11 protein-coding genes are annotated in these 17360 nt (G+C 43.4%); 6 read left to right on the forward strand and 5 right to left on the reverse strand.

Annotated features, from left to right (window positions below):
- From OCU30_RS14590 to OCU30_RS14600, 3 genes are all read right to left on the reverse strand, one after another.
- Positions 1-432 (reverse strand): ExbD/TolR family protein, encoded by a 432-nt coding sequence (locus OCU30_RS14590; RefSeq protein ID WP_077314330.1) that lies wholly within the window; start codon positions 430-432, stop codon positions 1-3.
- Complete coding sequence (locus OCU30_RS14595; RefSeq protein ID WP_077314329.1) at positions 425-1042, reverse strand: MotA/TolQ/ExbB proton channel family protein; 618 nt, start codon at positions 1040-1042, stop codon at positions 425-427. Before OCU30_RS14595 ends, OCU30_RS14590 begins: the two co-directional genes overlap by 8 nt.
- A gap of 75 nt (positions 1043-1117) precedes the next feature.
- The gene (locus OCU30_RS14600) at positions 1118-3913 is read right to left on the reverse strand and encodes a M16 family metallopeptidase (protein ID WP_077314328.1); all 2796 of its coding nucleotides are present in this window, start codon (positions 3911-3913) and stop codon (positions 1118-1120) included.
- Positions 3914-4052: 139 nt separating this feature from the next.
- On the opposite strand from OCU30_RS14600, the gene OCU30_RS14605 reads away from it, so the two are divergent.
- Entirely contained in the window at positions 4053-6515 is a 2463-nt protein-coding gene (locus tag OCU30_RS14605) for a TonB-dependent receptor plug domain-containing protein (RefSeq protein ID WP_077314327.1), read from the forward strand.
- Positions 6516-6624: 109 nt separating this feature from the next.
- Here the strand turns inward: OCU30_RS14605 and clcA are convergent, their stop codons facing one another.
- The gene (gene clcA / locus OCU30_RS14610; RefSeq protein ID WP_077314326.1) at positions 6625-8067 is read right to left on the reverse strand and encodes a H(+)/Cl(-) exchange transporter ClcA; all 1443 of its coding nucleotides are present in this window, start codon (positions 8065-8067) and stop codon (positions 6625-6627) included.
- Positions 8068-8373: 306 nt separating this feature from the next.
- Between clcA and OCU30_RS14615 the strand changes: the two genes are divergently transcribed.
- A complete protein-coding gene (locus OCU30_RS14615; protein ID WP_077314325.1) occupies positions 8374-9369 on the forward strand; it encodes a CobW family GTP-binding protein in 996 nt (331 codons plus the stop codon).
- A gap of 150 nt (positions 9370-9519) precedes the next feature.
- On the opposite strand, the gene ylqF is transcribed toward OCU30_RS14615, so the two are convergent.
- Positions 9520-10464, reverse strand: a complete 945-nt coding sequence (gene ylqF / locus OCU30_RS14620) for a ribosome biogenesis GTPase YlqF (RefSeq protein ID WP_077314324.1) — start codon at positions 10462-10464, stop codon at positions 9520-9522.
- Positions 10465-11008: 544 nt separating this feature from the next.
- Here ylqF and OCU30_RS14625 point away from each other — a divergent pair.
- From OCU30_RS14625 to OCU30_RS14640, 4 genes are all read left to right on the forward strand, one after another.
- The gene (locus tag OCU30_RS14625) at positions 11009-12592 is read left to right on the forward strand and encodes a carboxylesterase family protein (protein WP_159439125.1); all 1584 of its coding nucleotides are present in this window, start codon (positions 11009-11011) and stop codon (positions 12590-12592) included.
- 798 nt (positions 12593-13390) lie between these two features.
- The gene (locus tag OCU30_RS14630; RefSeq protein WP_077314322.1) at positions 13391-13936 is read left to right on the forward strand and encodes a hypothetical protein; all 546 of its coding nucleotides are present in this window, start codon (positions 13391-13393) and stop codon (positions 13934-13936) included.
- A gap of 17 nt (positions 13937-13953) precedes the next feature.
- Positions 13954-14481, forward strand: a complete 528-nt coding sequence (locus OCU30_RS14635; RefSeq protein ID WP_077314321.1) for a hypothetical protein — start codon at positions 13954-13956, stop codon at positions 14479-14481.
- A 523-nt stretch (positions 14482-15004) separates the two neighbouring features.
- Entirely contained in the window at positions 15005-17314 is a 2310-nt protein-coding gene (locus OCU30_RS14640) for an FdhF/YdeP family oxidoreductase (protein WP_077314320.1), read from the forward strand.
- Positions 17315-17360 lie beyond the last annotated feature (46 nt).

Genomic DNA, 17360 nt, shown 5'->3' on the forward strand with positions numbered 1-17360 from the left:
TTATCGATTTCCTGGTCGGTCTAATGCAATGTGAGTGACATCAAGGCCGACAGATTTAATGGCGGAAAATAACCTAACAATGCGCTCCATAGGGACTTTGCGGTCGCTATGGACCACGACACTTAATCCCGTGGGTTGTGCGTCTTTTTTTGTTCGCAGCTGTTGTATTAACGTGTTGCGATCAGCAAGCGGTTGACCATCTAAGTACCAATGATCATCGTCAACCAATAGTGCGATATTAATCACCGTATGCTCAACAGTGTGAACCGCGGGCTGCTCTGAGGCTTTCGGGAGGTCCACTTTCATCGAAGTCATTGGGACGTTGATCATCAGCATCATAAACGCAATGAGAACAAAAATGACATCAATCATCGCCGTCATACCATCATTGGTGGTCGGCTCGTCATCCTCTAATTCATTAATATCAATCATGGTGCGACTCTTCCAATTGAATGCAATGGGAGAAGTGATTTAATACATCAGCAGCCTCTGCTAAGTGGCGACGAATACGTGAACGCAACAAAGCGTGAAACATCACACAGATAACCGCGATAATCATACCGACGGCTGTGGTCGACAACGCTTGCCATAATCCATCGGCAACTATCGAAGGCTCAACCGGCCCTTTACTCAGTCCAATATCTCGAAATGAACGCATCAAGCCGATAATCGTGCCTAATAACCCTAACATTGGGGCTAAAGAGGCAATGGTCGTCAGCCCTGATAAACGGCGGCGCAGTTGGTTAGAATAGCGTACGAGCATTATCTTAATGGCTTCATCACGCACCTCTTTATTACTGTGACGATGTTCAATCAGCTCAGCGACCACATAACGGTAGCCAGTATTGGCTTGTTGTAAAATATCGAGGGCGTCGGCCAGCTTATGCTTATGTAGCGCATCAAAAATGGCTTGATTGGCGGTCTTGCCTAAGCCACGTTTGCCGATGATGAAGGCAAAGCGATCGAAAATAAGGGCGATGGCAATGACTGAGCTCAACGCCAGTGGTACTCCGGTGAGTATTACCCAGATATCATCCTGCATAAATAACGTCCTTAACGGTGGTGTCGAATGGTTTTATTGAATATTCAAATACGCTCAGGCGATTGTGGACTAACATCAATGCGAGTGCTCCGTATGCGGTAAGCGAATGACGATTGCTTCATTTTTAAACGGCAATAATGATTCAACAAGGTGATTGAGCGTGTCTAACGTCACGGATTGTTCTAACATCGGTAATGACGTTAAGTAATGCGGTGTCTGATAACGTTGATAACTCAACGCAAGACGACGTAATAAGGTTGGCGGGTTCGCCATTTTTACCGCTTCATTCTTGGCAATGGTATGACGAAGACGCGGTAAATTCTCGTGTGGTAGTTGTTTGGCGAATTGTGCCATGACACGGTGATAGGCATCGATCATTTCTTCAACGCGCTCTGGTGCGGTCGTCAATGTAATACTAGAGCGTACGCGATCATCCTTATCTAAACTCAACTCGTAGCGTGTGCTATAAATGCCACCAAGTCGAATACGTAGTTCATTCTTCAGTGCTTTTTTGATCATAGGGTTAAGCGTTGATAGTACAAAGCTCTTTTCAGGGGTCCACACCATTGGCGCGTCACTTTTGATGGTTACGGTCGCCATATCATTAGAATAGGTTTTCTGAGTTAAGCGATGTTGACCTGCTGGAAGAGAGAGCGAGCGTGGTACTAAGGTGTCCTGACGCTGGATGCTCGCTAATGCCGGTAACACGATAGTTTTGATACGTTGCTCCGGTATATCTCCGACAATGAATAGATTAACTGGTTGCTGCTGAAGTTCGTTCGCCGTTTGTTTAAATGTTGCTAATGGTGTTTGTTTTAGAGCCTGCGGCGTGATACGAGTGTCCGCTGGGATACCGAGCAGACGATCCCGCTCTTGTTGCTGCTTAGAGGGTTGTGTCGACTCTTTGAGTAGCGCGGCTTTCATTGCTTTAACGCTATGCAAGTCAAATTGCCACTGAGTTTGCTGGCTATGGTAGATTTGCATCAGTTGCGTCAAATCTTGTGGGTGGATGGTGGCGGAACCATCAAGGGTTTGGGCATTTTGGCTCCAGTGCCATTGTACGCCTTGCTCGTGCTGAAAACGTCGTACGTCTTTATTGGACGCAAAAGCCAAATCCGATTGCGCCCAGATTTGATGTGCTACCTGCGATAACCAAATTGGTTGTTGCATATTTTGGTAGCCAGCGTTTGATAGCGCTTTAACATAGACCATATTACGTGGTGTCGCTTGCTTTAACCATGTGACAGTGTCACCGTTATTGAGTTGCCAACGGGTAATAGTGTGTTGGTAGTGACGTGCCTGACTTACTATATGGGCGGGTGGCTTTGGCAGGGCAGGCCAGTCGATATTCACATCAGGCTGAGATTTTTTTTGCTGATATTGTGAATATTTAGGTTGAGCCGCCGCGAATACTTGATTAGCAAATGTAGCTTGTAGGTGTTTGACCTGTTGCGGCGTCGGCAGCGTTCTTTCTTCGCCACCAGGGATTTGATAATAGAGAAATTGATCTTTTGCCGACAGTAATTCACGTAAACGTTGGTTTAATTGTTCAACCGTCATGGCATCAATCCAGCGTAATAGACGTTGAGATTTTTGTGCGTAATCTTGTTCCACGCTTCCTTGTAAAATCGCAGATGTGATTTTGTCATCCCATTTGGCATAGTCGCGCTTCGCAATAAGGCGTTGATTACGTTTTATCACGTTACGAACTTTGTGTTTGAGGGTATTAAGCTGTTGCTGTGTTATGCCATTTTGCTTAAGCCGTTCTATTTCTTGTAATACAACGTGCAACCCCTGCTTATGTTGAGAAGTCTTGGTATACAGAGCGAACAGTATCCGATTATTGGTAGGCGATTTTAAGCGTAAATGTACAGACAAGTTATTGTTGTCAGATGGTTTATGCTCAGAAGTTTCATGACTATAAAATGTTTGGCTGCTTCCTCGTAGCAAAGGAGGTAGGAGTTTACGTAAAAAGTAATGTTGTAAACGTTGTAATTCGCCCGCTTGGGTATTTTTTGCCAGTAACGCACTGCGCAATCCAAAGACGACGGCAGAGGTACTGCCTTGTTCATCTTGCACCTGACCAATTTTTAAATGGTCGTACAAAGGCAGTTCGACATAAGACCGTTCAGGTACAGGTTTAGCGGGCTGACGAGCAAAATGTTCTTGTAGAGCTTTGGTAAAGACCTGAGGGTCAATAGCGCCACTGGCCACAATTGTCATGTTTTCTGGTACGTAAAAACGGTGATAAAAGGCGCGAATTTGCTTAGCTGTAATCGCATTGATATCTGTGGTATCGCCGATTGTCGGTCTGTCCACATAGCGCGAACCATTGCGTACGATACGTTTCTTCTCTTCACTAATGCGGCGGCCAACACTGTCCGTTAAACGCTTTTCTTGTAAGATCACCTGTCGTTCAACTGCCCATTCTTTACTTAAAATGCGCGCACTGAACGCCATATCACTTAACAAAGCAATGGATTGATTGAGATCGAGTGAATCATCGGGTCGTGTTCGAATCATAAATTGGGTATCGGTTTGCCGCGTATGGGCATTAACTTGTTTTCCCGTTTCCCAGCCAATGGTATCTAGATAGTGATGAATGTCGGATTGGTGTTGGCGGTTAGCACGAAACACCATGTGTTCGACAATATGTGCGAGACCCTTTTGACCAGCGGGATCGTCCACTGAGCCGACATTAATGATTAATCGTAAGTTAAATGGATCACTGGATTTTGGACTCGGGTAGAACACATACTTAAGGCCATTATCTAGTTGGCCATGGTGAACTTTAGGGCTCCATTCTAATGGAGTGGCGTTGGTCAAATGACAAAAAGCCATTAACGCGATGACAAGCGTAAAGCAGCGCATAAACTTCTCTGTATAGCGACAAATATTAAAAATTTAATACTAATGATAACAGTTATCATTAGCACTTGTATTGGTGGGTAATACTAATGTATTATTTTGGCAAATACAAAATATTTTTTTAATTGCAGTAGGTTATATAATGAAAGTCACTTATCTAGCGGCTTTGATGATGGCTAGTGCACCAATGAGTTATGCGGCTGAAGATGTCGTGGATCTTGGTGATATGGAAATCGTTGAAGAAGGTCAAGCTCACAATTCCGCTAAATCTGCCCCTTTATACGAAAGCTATGATCCTATTGATTCAGGTTTAGGCGTAATCAGCGAAGAAAGTATTAACAATAGTCGTACTGGTGGTACGGATACGACAGAATTACTGCGTCGTATGCCGGGCGTACAATTGGATAAGTCGTCGCAGCAAGCCGCGAGTAAACGCGATATCCAATCGATTCGACCAAAAGATTTCACGATTTCAGGTGGGCCCATCTATGGGAACAATGTACAAATTGATGGAATTTCTATGAATTCGTTGCACGATGTCTATCAACCGAATGCTGATAACGATGCTAATGGCATTTATGGGCAAACCAGCCAAACCTTGTATGTCAATCCTGATTTACTTGGTTCGGTTGAAGTCTATGATTCTAATATCTCGGCGCGTTACGGTGAATTCAGTGGTGGGGTGGTCAATTACGAAGTTCGTAAGCCCAAACGTGAATTTAGTTTTAAATTCAGTACAGAATTTCAAAACGATAGTATGGTGCGCTATCACAAACCTGACTTTGACGACCCAGAAGATGCAGAGGAGTTAGACGATCCGGCGAATTTTAGTAAGTCTAATTCATCGGTGACTTTTGATATTCCATTGACCGATAAGCTGTACACATTATTTGGTTATTCTTATTCCGAATCGACAGTGGAATACGAAAAAGACGCAATATATGGCGGCAAGTCCTATGACAATGGCGATACTAACCAAAACTTCCTTCTTAAGGCAGAGTATCTTTACCGTGATAATTTAACGTTTGAAGGGCAAATTCTTTATAGTCCGTACGAAAGTGAACGAGATTTACCTGCACGTCGCAATGATCATATGGAGAGTGATTCATCCGGATTACAGATGTATGTGAAAGCGTCTGGCTATAAAGGCGCGACCGACTGGATGTCGAAACTCGCCTATACTAATAATGATTCAAGTCGAGATTGGGCCGTACCTTTGGTACGGATGCGGGGTAAATACTTGGATTGGTGTGGTACGACTAGGAACTGTTTTACAGGCGGGCTTGGCGATCTGGATCAAACTCAAGATGAATATTCTTGGGATACCGAGTTTTCGACCCATTTGACCTCTGGTTTGCTGAACTATGGATCAAACGTGACGTATACACAAGTGAGTAAAGCTCGTGGGCAAGAGGCGAATTATTATTACCTTGATAAAGGCGCAGAAACAGACAGTTTTAATTGTGAAGCTGGCGATCCATCGTGTGTTCCGACGAGCGCGACACGAAGAAAAGTCACCCATCCTGCTTATGATGTTGATATCGATTTCTATAAATATGCACTGTGGGCGGAATATCTAAGACAGATTGGCTCGGTTGAGATACGTGCTGGGTTGCGCTACTCCTACAATAATTACTTTGAAAACCATAACATTGCGCCGCGTTTAAGCGCCGATTGGGAGTTTTTAGACGACACTTATCTCACTCTTGGGGCGAATCGTTATTACTCAAAATCAGGGTTTAGCTATGCGATTCGTGAGCAAATACCGTACAGTAGCTGTACTGAACGTGAATTAAAAAATGGCAGTGATGGCTCCTATGGCGGACGCCCAGGTCCTTGGTCTGATACGTGTAAGAGCGGTCGAAGTCAGGATTATTATTCTGCCGATATTAATACGCCATATAGTGATGAAGTATCAGCGGCGATTACCGTGCCCACGTTCTTAGATGGACAATTCCGCGTGAAAACGGTTTATCGCCAAAACCGTGACCAATTGGCAAGCAGTGATCTGCACAAAGACACGAAGCCGTACTACTATACTCTGACCAATGACGGTAAGACCGATTATTATGAGTATTCTGTAGAGTGGCAGGGAGCGTATGATAATCACGCCTTTTCTGCTAATGTCACGTGGTCGAAAACGAAAACATTTGGTTACAGCACGTATTTAGCATCTCAAGATAACGTGGATGACGTTGTTTACTATCACGGAAAGACGATATCTAGGAGTGAGCTCTTCTCCATGAGTTCTCGTGATAACTTTGCCGCGCCAATAAAAGCGACTGTCGCATGGAATGCAAGGTGGTTAAATGGTGATTTACATACAGGGGCTCAGCTTCACTATTTAGGTAAGTATGAAAGTTTGTCTGATACAGGAGACAATTACGAAGACGCAGGTGGGAGTCGCTACGATATCTACGATGAAGTAGAGGATAAAGCCTTAACCACGATTTATCTTAATGCGTCGTATCGAGTGTTTAAAAAAGACAATCATCAAGCCCTTGTGACGTTGCGTATCGATAACCTGCTGGATGAAACCACGGGGATCAGCTCCGACTATCAAATGGGTAGGGCGTACTGGCTTGGTTTTAGTTACGAGATGTAGCAGTAAAGGTCATTCTGAGCTAAAAAACCGCCGAAAGGCGGTTTTTTAGGTAATCAAGGTTGTGAATATAAGGAGAAAGGGGACATGCAGCCCAGAGTTACAGGGTGATTTACTGTGTTTCTCTTTCCGCATTTGGCGCGTTCGTCACAGCCGGGATTTTTTGCGTTAACGCAAAATCTTGTTGCTGCAGTTTGTCTTTTTTCAAGGTGCGGCGTAGCAGTTGACTGTATATCGGTTGGCCGCCTAGCATCTGCGCAAAGATAACCGCGCCCAAACTGGTAATAATTAACGGCAAAATAAGGTAGTAATTGTTGGTCATTTCAATCACGAGTAAGATACCTGTGACAGGTGCGCGAACGGTTGCGGCAAATAATGCGCCCATACCTGCAATGGCGAACATCCCAGGTTCAATGTCCATTTCAGGAAACATATTGTGTACAATGAGTCCAAAGGCATAACCAAATAATGTGCCGAGTGCAAGCATTGGAGCGAAGATACCCCCTGGTGCGCCTGATCCGAAACAGATTAAGGTCGTAACAATGCGCCCAACAAACAACAGCAACAAGAAACCGGCCGCATAGCCACCTTCGGTAATATTCGGAATTAACCAAATACCGCCACCAGTAATTTGTGGCATATATAGCAACATTAAACCAAAGCATCCACCAATTGAGCCGCCGACTAATAAAAATCGTTTGCGATTATTGTGGTGTAATTGAGAGAAAAAATCTTGTGATTTGGTAATTAAGCTATTAAAGATAACGCCAAAAATTCCAAATAATACCCCAAGTAATAAAAACAAACTCAGTGAAGTCAGTTCTGGGGCATGATATTGCGGCATAGTAATAACCGCGGCTTGGCCGTTAATATAACGGAAAACAATATTGGCCATGACAGCGGAAATAATAACGGCTTTAATTGAAATCAGTGTATAACGAAATTGCGGGCGCATTTCTTCGACCACAAACATTATTCCAGCAAGGGGCGCATTAAATGCGGCGGTTAAACCACCAGCCGCCCCTGCGGCGAGTAGGGAGTGACGGGTATCTTGGTTACGAACACGGAAGATATCTGAAATCATTCGCCCAATCGCTCCGCCCATTTGCACCGTAGGACCTTCACGTCCGAGTACCATGCCGGAGCCCAATGCGCCCATGCCTCCGAAAAATTTCACTGGTATCACGCGCCACCAACGAACAGGCCGCATACCGTCCATTGCTCCTTCAATTTCCGGAATACCTGAGCCTGCGGCTTCAGGGCAAAAACGGTGCGTGAGATAATAGCCAATAATGGCTAGGATGGCACTAATAAGAAAAGCGGCGAGACCAAGAGGAAGCATACTGACAATTTGATTGGACAACCATTCGGTGCGGTTGTCTGAGACAAGATGAACGGCTTTTTGAAAATAACTGCCGATTAAGCCTGATAATAAGCCAACAATAACAGAGAGCAATAAGACGGATATGGGTTTTTTATCGATAGAGAGAAATTGATTGATGGTATCTTTTGGAACTTTGTGTAATAGACTGTGCGTTATCTCTCGGGCGGTCATTATCAGTTAAGCCTTTTGGTGTTGACGTGGTGAATTCAGGGATTCAATTTCGATTATACGCTTGTCATGCCATTACCAAACCACGATATATGGAATGTTCGATTGCAAATTTGATGAAATAAGCGCGTAGTATGGCATGAAAAATACGATCTCCGTATCAAAGTAATCGTTATTATCAAATATAAGTACAAAAATACCTTGTTTGTGATCAACGAAAGTAAACACACCGTAAAAATATGCGTTGCCAAACTGAAAATGGTGCTTCTTAGGTGATTTCGTTATACTCGTCACATAAAGGAGAACACTATGCCAAATAAGATACCGACCAATATCATTACAGGATTTTTGGGCGCCGGAAAAACCACAACTATTTTACACCTTCTAGAACAAAAGCCAGTGCATGAAAAGTGGGTGGTGCTTGTGAATGAGTTTGGTGAAATAGGTATTGATGGAGCCATGATGACCGAGCAGGGCGCATGGATTAAAGAAGTGCCTGGTGGCTGTTTATGTTGTACGGCGGGTGTGCCGATGTCGGTCGCACTGACCGCTTTGTTAAGAGAACAACCCGATCGCTTATTAATCGAACCGACAGGATTAGGCCATCCTAAAGAAGTGATTGCCAAACTCATCGCGCCGCAATACATCGATTATGTCGAGCTGAAAGCGACAGTCGCGCTGGTGGACGCGCGCCAATTAAGTGATGAAAACTATACGCGTATTGCAACCTTTAATGACCAATTAGACTGTGCCGATATTGTCATGATGAGCAAAGCTGATATGGCAAGTGATGATGACAACGCTCGATTCGCCGAGTGGATTACACAGCAAACACCGGTAAAGTTATTTAGTGGCCCGCTGAAACAAGGCCAGTTACCACTAGAGCTTTTAGACATGCCACGTATTGAGGGTAGCGCGTCGACACATATCGATTCGCATCATCATGAGCATGCCTTAGAAGAGCCGCAGTTTGTAATTCCGCCAGGAGAGGCATTTATTCGCCGTGAAAACCAGGCGGATGGGTTTTATAGTTGTGGTTGGTTGTTCGGTGCGGAATACGAGTTTACGTTTGATGATATTTTTTCTGTGTTTAACGACTTAACGGCAGAGCGAGTGAAAGCTGTTGTGAATACTGACGAGGGTTGCTATGCATTTAATGTTTCTGATGGTGTGGTATCAGTCAATGAGTTGAGCTTAACCGGATTTGAAACACGGATAGAAGTTATCGATCGACAGTTAATGCCTTGGGACGATTTAGAGGCGCTGTTGCTATGTCTTGCCGGGGTGACAACGCCTGCATCGTAGAATGATAGGTATGCATTCCTGCATAGTGTGACTAAGACACGACTCTGGTGGAGTTAAGTCTCAGTAATCGAACGTCAATAAAAAAGTGACGCCTTCGCGTCACTTTTATCAATCAAGCTTGTCAAATTGTTTTCATAACGCCTGTTTGGATTAGCGTTTATTACGTAAATAACGCTTGCGACGTTCTTCTTTAATTCTCGCTTTATCTTCTGCTTTTTGCGCCGCTTCAATTTCGACTTGCACCAGTTCATCGGTGATCATTTCTGGTCGCTCTAACGTGATTTGTCCTAAAATACCTTGGCGCAATTCGTGCAAAAGAATTTCGGATGCTTTGTGTAAATCAACGCGGCCACCTGCACGCAGTGCGCCGCGTTTACGACCAATCGCTTCCATCCACTCGATATCCGATTGGGGCGCTTCTTCTAATTGATAACGTTCCATTAAACGTTCTGGGTAATATTCGGCAAGATATTCAACCGTATAAAAAGCAACTTCATCGTATTCCATTGCGGTATCTTTTATCGCACCTGTAGCCGCAAGGCGAAAACCACTGTGTGGGTTTTCGACTTTAGGCCATAGAATCCCGGGAGTGTCCGATAACACCATACCGTTTTGTAAATTAATGCGCTGCTGACGGCGAGTCACTGCGGGTTGGTTACCGGTTTGCGCGATAGTGCGTCCGGCAAGGCTATTAATGATCGTGGATTTGCCAACATTTGGAATCCCCATGATCATGGTGCGAATGTTTTTACCTATTTCTTCGCGATGTGGGGCAAGTTTGCGGCACAATTCCATGATTTTGGTTACTTCAGAGGCTTGAGACGTCGTGATAGCCATGGCTTTCACGCCTTGCTCTTGTTCTAAATGCTCAATCCATAACTCTGTGGTTTTATGATCGGCTAAATCACGTTTATTCAAGACTTTGACAACGGGTTTGTCTCCACGTAGTGATGAAATCAGCGGGTTTTCACTACTAAACGGTATACGGGCATCCAAGACTTCAATGATAACATCGATTTGTGGAATGACTTCTTCGATTTCTTTACGAGCTTTATGCATATGACCCGGAAACCATTGAATTTTATTGCTAATCATTTGAAAGATATACCTTTATTTATTAAGGTTAAGCGGGTGAAATACCCCCAGCTGGCACGGATAGAGCCGACTCTATACTCATTGCCCAAAAGGCCCTATTTACCGCCCATTGCCACAACCATATTTGATGTGATCATATTAACATTTTATAGTTTGGACGAAAACGCTGATGGTAAGTATTCATGGGACATGTTTGTTTAGAGTATGAGTGAGCCTGCTTAGCGCATCTCATCCAATGCGAATAGTTTGATAAAAGATCGCTCTCACAAAAGTTTTGCAAGCGCATTGACGACTTGCATGACTATGATTAATGTTTTTAGCATTATAACGGATTGTTACCATTTATTGGGCAAAACCCGAGACGATGTTAGTACTATTTCTGACGTCGTCTCGGGTTTTTTTGTAGATAAAGCCGAGGTAGTCCGGCAATCAAAATATTCGAACAGATAATTTGGGTGAAGGTATGATATTGAATCTGGTAACAAAGCTGAAAAATTCAGCTATATGTGCGCTACTCTCTTGTGTCGCGTTTAATGTAAGTGCGATGGATAAACGCGTAGATTTACCGCAGGGTCACGTAGTCGGAGTGAATAACGCACAAGAGACCGTCAATCAATGGTTGGGAGTGCAATATGCGCAACAGCCTGTCGGAAAGCGACGTTGGCAAGCGCCGCACCCACTGCCTCAGTCGGACAATACCTACCAAGCCAATAAACTGGGCCATCAATGTACCCAAAATGGTAAGAAAGGCGTCGTGGGGCAGGAAAGCTGTTTAAGCTTAAATATTTATCGACCGAATAACGATGAAACATTGCCGGTACTGGTTTATTTTCATGGCGGTAATAACCAAACGGGCAATGCATCACAGCTTAATCCAGATACCTTTGTTAATGATTTGAATGCCGTTGTCGTGACCGTGAATTATCGATTAGGTCCATTAGGATTCAATCCACTCAATGTATTAAAAACGCAGGATAAAGCACAGGCATCCGGTAATTTTTCTCTTTTAGATCAGGCCCAGTCTTTAGATTGGATCAAAGACAATATTGCGCAATTTGGCGGGAATCCCGAGAATGTTACGGTATCAGGCTTTTCTGCCGGTGGCCGTGATGTGATGGCGATGCTCATTTCGCCTATTTTTAAACATAAGTTTCAGCATGCGATAGTATTTAGTGGTGGCATGACAACTGCCGATGTTGGTAAGAGCCAAGCTATTTTCGCCAAAAGAATCGCGCATTTAGCCGTGCAAAAAGGGGTTAAGCCGGATGAAAGCAGTGCTCGTAAATGGCTTAAAGGTAAATCATCATCGGCGAAACAGTTTCTATATTCGTTATCTGATGCCGACTTAGTAAAATGTTTCCCTGAAGCGGGTATTCGTATGAGCCGTTTCCCTCATTTATATCGCGATGGTTATGTGTTGCCTAAAGACGGCTTTGCCACCCAGGCGTACAATTCAGTGCCTATTATGATGTTTACTGGGAAAAATGAATTTTCTTTTTTTGCCTTGTCAGATCCTTACTTTGCCCAAAAATCGATCTTAACGAATACCGAGCATTATTTAGATTATCAATTTGTCTTTAAATACGGCGGTATGCTGTATAAGCGCTTCAATGTAGAACGTTCTGCTAGCCAAATGATCGATGCCTATGATGCGCCCATTTATACCAGTGAAGTTAATTATGGGGCGAATGCACAAATTGCAGGGAAGAGTTTTAAAAAATTCGGTTCATTCCATGGCGTTTATCTACCATTGCTGGATAGTTCCATGGCGCCATCACCGTTTGCACCAGGGTATAAGCAAGAAGGTGCTCGTAAATTGGCGAGTATCATGAAACGTCAGTTGACTTCCTTTATTCATAATGGCCAGCCGAGTGTGTCGATTACGCCGCAGTGGGGCCCATGGAATCAAACCAGTAAAGCGAGAGGCCAATCGATCTACGTGATGGACGCCAATAAAAAAGCGGCAATTACGTATTTATCATCCACAGATTATTCGGATGAAGACGTCTTCAACATGATGAAAAGTGACGTATCGCTTTCTGAAAAGAAAAAATCTTTTTTAATCAGACACGTGTTAAATGGACGCTGGTTCAGTCAAACCATTGACCGATTAGAATCGGCTCAGTAATCACACCACGTCCAGCCAGTGCAACTAATGTGATTCGGCGTAGTATCTAATGACTTAGGTACTACGCTGCCTTTCTCTCTGCTTATATACCTTGCTTTGTGCCATAGCACGATTGCATATTGAGTGTTTATCATAAACCACCAATGATGTGTTGCTACGTCCATAGATCATTCTAAAACCTATCCTATTAAGGCGCTTGGCCGAGCGTCTATACGCTAGACACAGCATGCAAAATATAATGGTGATAATTTTGTTGACGTATTACTTTTGGTATCTATGTTGCAGCTGTCATTAACCACCTATAAATACATGTTTAAATTAATGTTTTACATTATTCACATGAGTGACGCGAAGGTTTAAATGTCGAGCGCGGTGAATTCGCAATGTCGACTAGGTTGCCTGTATTGACGTGAAATACGGGATTATTGAGCACAAATGCCAGTGTTGATGTCCGGAATGTAACGTTTATCCGTTTGACCTATTCATAGAATAAATATGAAAGAAAATACAAAACGGTGAGAGTCATTGACCAGATGTCATGGCCCCAATGTAATTTTATATTCCTTGCATTTTTATTGGTGATACCTCTCACAATAACTTTGTTTTAATGCCTTTCTCTGTCTTATTTATGATAAAACCATGACTTTAACATGACATTGTGCGCAAAAATTCTAATTCTATTTAGAGCTTATTATCAATGCTCGGCTTGATACCTGAGAGCAATAGACATTGTATTTAAATGCGTTAATCGTGAATTTTTGGTTTTTATGCTCAATGATGAAAAGGAGCGCCCAAAGTATGAATTATGATGATCTCTCAGTAGGAAAGTCTCGTGACGATATAGGCACTATGCTTGTTGTCGATCAAATCACTCGTGATGTCGTGCGCCAAATAGATTCGTTACTTACATCGCATCAAGAGTTAATTATCGTTGAACCAGAGCTTTGCCTTTCTAATCCCGTGATAGCTCACCTTATACTTGAGCGATTACAAATCTTATCATCTGGTATCAAAAAGCTGACATTCGTAACGCAGACTCCCTCGAACAATCTAGAGTCTGATTATTATGAGCAATTTATGGAACGTTACCAGTTCCTACCTACCATAGAGTTACTTGTGTTATCGGAATCTGAAGAGATTGAATGTTGCCTGATAACCAGCAGTAAGGTTTTAAAAGTGAATGCAAAGAGTAAACCACGTACCTTTAATCTAAACGCAGACAAGCCTTGCGTATTAGAGACATGCAATGCGGCTCAACGCGTGATATTAAGCCAAATTATTCAGCAGCTTATTGATGAAAATGAACATCAGATGGTGGTTTTTGAGACCCATTATATTAATTAAGCTAAGCGGTGATGGTAATGAGTCAAATTCGCAAGCCATTACACGTAACTATCGATCCAGTTGTTCGCTCGCTGACCGTTGGTGAGATAACCGTCCCACTGTCAGCAAAATTGTTAGCGCTTTATGCCTTTATTGTCTTTACACAAAACCGTTCCATTACGGTTAATCAAGCGTTTATGGCTGATACGAGGCACTCGAGACGTTATTTGAACTATGTATGGTTTTTACGCGGCGATGTGCGTATCTATCAAACCTTTGGCCTTGAAGATGAAGGGGATGTTAAATATCAACGATATGAGACTTTGTTACCAATAACAGCTAAGTTTATTCAGGAAGTCCGTGCTCAAATTCATGCTATTTTACGCCGCACATTACCTGCTGATATGGTTGACATAATAAAAATACACTCTGATGGCATTAAAGGTAGCTGTACCTATCATATTGATACGGCATTAGAGATTGGCATTGTCGACGCTCGATATTGGCCTCATTCGCAAGATGAGGAAATGAATCAAAAATGTGAACTTTACGAAACACAGGTGTAAATTCCTTTGTTGAATAATGTCACAAATACGCGATGGCGACAGACGCTGGTCAATATTAGCAGTTGACGTTTGCTGGTGTGAGGAGTAGTTTTTGTGCCACATGGCCTTACTAAATTGTAAGTTTATGTGGCAACGATGATAAAATAGCGTCGATTCATTACTTACCATGTATCACCAAATAACGAGTTCTTTAACTGTGCATCATCGTTGTTTTCTGATAAGCCCGAATGCATCCTACCTTTACACTATATTGGTGGGATAACTGTATCTATGATTCGGGTATAAAGAGTAGTTTCATAATAACTTCATTTAAAACATAAGTTTATTAAAGAATAGGCTAGAGGCAGCGTCGCTGTTTATCTGTGCCATAGCTCAATTGGCAAGTACCGTGTTTGGCGTATAAAACGATGATTCGTTTATTGAGACGAATACCCAATAAGAGGTGAACCGTCTGAATAAAACCGGTTTAACGTAGTCCATGTAATGCAGGTTACATCTCTACGTAGCATGAGTGAGAAAAAGTATGAGTATAAAACAATATAATGGTTCAGCTGGTGGTTGGGGTGCATTGAAAAGCACGACGAAGCATCTTTTTCAAAGTGAGAATGTCGCTAAAAACCTTTCAAATCTGATGAAAACTAACCAAGATCAAGGGTTTGATTGTCCAGGCTGTGCTTGGGGGGAGAAAGGTGTTCCTGGGCGTTTTCGCTTTTGTGAAAATGGCGCGAAAGCCGTGAATTGGGAAGCGACGTCGAAAGGCGTTGATCGTGATTTCTTTAGCCAATACTCCGTGACTTGGCTAAATAAACAAACTGATTATTTCCTTGAGTATCAAGGACGCTTGACCGAGCCAATGCGTTATAACGAAGAAACGGATCATTATGAACCGATTAGTTGGGATGATGCGTTTGCGTTAATAGCCCAGCACTTGAAAGCGCTGGATAACCCGAACCAAGCAGAATTTTATACCTCAGGGCGGACGAGTAACGAAGCGGCTTTTATCTATCAACTTTTTGCCCGACGCTTAGGCACCAATAACTTCCCTGATTGCTCTAACATGTGTCATGAAGCCACTAGCGTGGCTTTAGCAAGCACGATTGGTATTGGTAAGGGCACCACCAAAATCGATGATTTTGAAGTGGCGGATGCGATTTTTCTATTCGGACAAAATCCAGGTACCAATCACCCTCGGATGCTAGAAACACTGTCTAGTGCCTACCGCCGAGGGGCGAAAGTGGTCGCCTTAAATAATTTGAAAGAACGTGGACTGCAGCGTTTCACCAATCCTCAGCACCCTTTAGAAATGCTAAGTAATGGATCTACCCCGACAACGAGCCATTATTTTACCCCTAAACTTGGTGGCGATATGGCGATTGTTCGTGGCATGGTGAAATCTTTGCTAGCTCGCCACGACGCCGCCATGTCTGAGGGCAGCTCGGTATTTGACCTAGAATTTATTGCTGAGCATACACAAGGTATGGATGCATATTTAGATCTTGTGCGTGCGACTTCATGGGACGATATTGTTGAGCAATCTGGGCTATCGTTTGATGATATCACTCAACTGGCGGATATTTATCAAGCCGCAGAGCGAGTGATTGTCACTTGGGCGATGGGGATTACTCAACATAAACACTCGGTCGCGACGATTCAGGAATTGGTAAATTTACAGCTTCTATGCGGGCAAATCGGTAAAGAAGGCGCGGGTTTGTGTCCGGTACGTGGTCACTCGAATGTGCAAGGTGATCGTACTGTAGGCATTAACGAAAAGCCGAATCAAACCTTCCTTGATAATTTTGAAGCAGTATTTGGTTTTAAACCACCACAAGAGCATGGACATAACGTCGTTAATGCGATTGAAGCGATGTTACGTGGTGATAGTAAAGTTTTCATTGGAATGGGAGGAAACTTAGTTGCCGCAGCTCCAGATACAGAGCGTGTCGCGCAAGCGATGCATCAATGCAATTTGACAGTGAACGTCGCGACTAAGCTTAACCGTAGCCATGTTAATCCTGGTAAAGATTCTTTGATTCTACCTTGTTATGGACGTACAGATATCGATTTACAAGCATCTGGCGAACAAAAAGTGACAGTGGAAGATTCCTTCTCTATGGTGCATTCGTCTAAAGGGCAAGTAAAACCCTTGAGTTCATCAATGCGTTCAGAAATCGCTATTGTCGCCGGTATGGGAAGTGCAACGTTTGGAGCACTTGATCCGGTTGAGTGGCAAGCGTTAGCGGATAACTACGACCGTATTCGAGATTTGATGGAAGCGATGTTGGCAGGCTTTACTGACGTAAATACGCGTATGGATGAACCCGGTGGTTTCTATTTGGGAAACTCTGCGCGCGAACTGACTTGGAATACCCCTCAGGGTAAAGCTCAGATCTCAGCCAATAGTTTACCAGAGTTTGTAACAGGGCTTGATACGGGCTCGATGACTGATAAACGCGTGTTTGTCATGCAAACCATGCGCTCACACGATCAATACAATACAACCATTTATGGCATGGATGATCGTTACCGTGGCGTATTTGGTGAACGTAATGTGGTCTTTATGAATGAAGATGATATGCAAGAGCAAGGTTTGAGCAAAGGCGATCTGATTGATTTAGAAGCATTGTGGAATGATGATATTGAGCGTCGTATCGAGGCGTTTAAAGCGGTACCATTTGATATTGCTCGCGGTAACGTCGCCGCTTATTTCCCTGAAGCCAATGCGCTGGTGCCGCTGAGCAGTAAAGGAGATTTGTGTGATACGCCAACGTCTAAATCGATTAATGTCTGTATTAGCCGTACACAGGCTGAACCTTGGTTAGTGACCAGTGCTTAATCGCGAATAGCACACCAATGTGAGTATGTAAATTCAGCGTAATTAG

Origin of the sequence: Vibrio palustris (assembly GCF_024346995.1) — a bacterium.
Taxonomy (GTDB): domain Bacteria; phylum Pseudomonadota; class Gammaproteobacteria; order Enterobacterales; family Vibrionaceae; genus Vibrio; species Vibrio palustris.

Coding starts and splice junctions, on each gene's coding strand:
- OCU30_RS14595 (WP_077314329.1), bottom strand. CDS start 1,042: ATGCAGGATGATATCTGGGTAATACTCACCGGAGTACCACTGGCGTTG.
- OCU30_RS14600 (WP_077314328.1), bottom strand. CDS start 3,913: ATGCGCTGCTTTACGCTTGTCATCGCGTTAATGGCTTTTTGTCATTTG.
- OCU30_RS14635 (WP_077314321.1), top strand. CDS start 13,954: ATGAGTCAAATTCGCAAGCCATTACACGTAACTATCGATCCAGTTGTT.
- OCU30_RS14640 (WP_077314320.1), top strand. CDS start 15,005: ATGAGTATAAAACAATATAATGGTTCAGCTGGTGGTTGGGGTGCATTG.
- OCU30_RS14590 (WP_077314330.1), bottom strand. CDS start 432: ATGATTGATATTAATGAATTAGAGGATGACGAGCCGACCACCAATGAT.
- ylqF (WP_077314324.1), bottom strand. CDS start 10,464: ATGATTAGCAATAAAATTCAATGGTTTCCGGGTCATATGCATAAAGCT.
- OCU30_RS14625 (WP_159439125.1), top strand. CDS start 11,009: ATGGATAAACGCGTAGATTTACCGCAGGGTCACGTAGTCGGAGTGAAT.
- OCU30_RS14615 (WP_077314325.1), top strand. CDS start 8,374: ATGCCAAATAAGATACCGACCAATATCATTACAGGATTTTTGGGCGCC.
- OCU30_RS14605 (WP_077314327.1), top strand. CDS start 4,053: ATGAAAGTCACTTATCTAGCGGCTTTGATGATGGCTAGTGCACCAATG.
- OCU30_RS14630 (WP_077314322.1), top strand. CDS start 13,391: ATGAATTATGATGATCTCTCAGTAGGAAAGTCTCGTGACGATATAGGC.
- clcA (WP_077314326.1), bottom strand. CDS start 8,067: ATGACCGCCCGAGAGATAACGCACAGTCTATTACACAAAGTTCCAAAA.